General features: G+C 69.4%; 1 protein-coding gene. It reads right to left on the reverse strand.

From position 1 onward, the window contains the following. Positions 1-1,681 (reverse strand): peptidoglycan D,D-transpeptidase FtsI family protein (locus B8460_RS05780; protein WP_052945142.1); only part of this gene is annotated, 1,681 nt, incomplete at its 3' end. Positions 1,682-1,727: the final 46 nt, after the last annotated feature.

Here is a 1,727-nt window from a genome sequence, read left to right on the forward strand (position 1 = left end):
GGTCGATCTGAGCCTTGTCGGCGATGTCGGGCAGCAGCCCGAGCATCGGACCGATGCGCGCGATGACCCGTCCGGCGGCCGGCGCCGCGACCCAGCCGGCGGTGGCATAGCCGTGGGTGGCGGCCGTGGCGTGCGGCTCGTCGAGCATCATGTAGACGGCGAAGCGCGGCGCGTTCATCGGAAACACGCTCATGAAGGCGGCCACGTTGGCGTGCTTCTTATAGCCGTGCGCGCCGACCTTCTCGGCCGTGCCCGTCTTGCCGCCCGGGTAGTAGCCGGCGACCTCGGCGGCCTTTCCGAAACCCTCCGTCACGACGAGGCGCATCAGCTTGCGCATGATGTCGGACGTGCCCTCCTCCATCACCCGCCTGCCCTCGTGCGGCTGTTCGCCGGGCGCGAGCGCGAGAATGGTCGGCCGCATCAGGATGCCGCCGTTGGCGATGGCGGCGGTGCCGCGGACGACGTGCAGCGGCGAGACGGCGATGCCGTGGCCGAAGCCGACGGTCATCGTCGTCAGCTCCTTCCAGTTGGCCGCGGCGGGGATGATTGGCATCCCCTCCTCGGGCAGTTCGATGCCGACACGGCGGAACATGCCCATGCCACGCAGCCACGCGCGCTGGCGCTCCGCGCCGATCGTCAGCGCGATATGCGCGGCGCCCAGGTTCGACGAATAGGCGAGCACCTCCGGCAGGTAGAGCCAGCGGTGCTTGCCCTCGAAATCGGTGATCGTGAAACGGCCCATGTGAATGGGGTGGCTGGCGTCGAACTCGTTCCAGATGTGTACGATGCCGGAGTCGAGGGCCATCGACGCGGTCTGCAGCTTGAACGTGCTGCCCGGCTCGTACATGCCGGTGACGGCCCGGTTGAAGCGGTCGTCGGCGACGGTGTTGCCGAAATCGTTGGCGTCGTAGTCGGGCAGGCTGACCATCGCCAGCACCTCGCCGGTGCGGACGTCCATCACGATGCCGCAGGCGCCGATGGCCGTGAACTCGTCCTTGGCCGCCAACAGCTCCTCGCGCACGATCGCCTGCACGCGCACGTCGATCGATAGTTTGAGCGGCGTCGCGTCGTCACGCAGCCGCTCGTCGAAGAACTTCTCCACGCCGGCGACGCCGTGCCCGTCCACGTCCGTGCCGCCGAGGACCTGTGCCGCCGTACGACCGAGAGGATAGCGCCGGCGCTCGGTCGGTTCGAAATAGACGCCGGGTATGCCGAGCCCGTTGATCCGCAGCTCTTCGGTGGGCGTGATCTGCCGCGCGAGATAGACGAACTGCTTGGCCGCTTCCAGCCGCGTGCGGACCAGCGCTTCGTCGAGGCGCGGCAGGGCCAGCTTCAGCTTGTGGGCCGTATCGACGGGGTCGATCATCTCCTTCGGGTCCGCGTACAGCGCGGCCGTCGGGAGGGAGATGGCCATGATCTCCCCGTTGCGGTCCGTGATCATCGCGCGGACGTGGTGCGTGATGGTTCCCGGCGTCGGTTTCGGCGGGTCCACCAGCTGCGCGATGGGCACGGGTTCATGGCGAGGCATCAGCGGGCTGATGATGGTGGCGTCCGCGAGCTTCAGCAGCACACCGACGAACAGCGCCGCGAAGCCCACGGCCGCGACCACGAGGCGGCCCCGCGTCTTCTCGAGCGCCGCGCGGCGCTGCAGGTCCGGCGCGGTGATCCGCACCGTCTCCATCCGCGGAATTCCGTCCGCGCGCGGCGCGCCCGCCCGGCGGGCCGGC

The sequence above is a fragment of the Acidisphaera rubrifaciens HS-AP3 genome, from assembly GCF_000964365.1.
Classification (GTDB): domain Bacteria; phylum Pseudomonadota; class Alphaproteobacteria; order Acetobacterales; family Acetobacteraceae; genus Acidisphaera; species Acidisphaera rubrifaciens.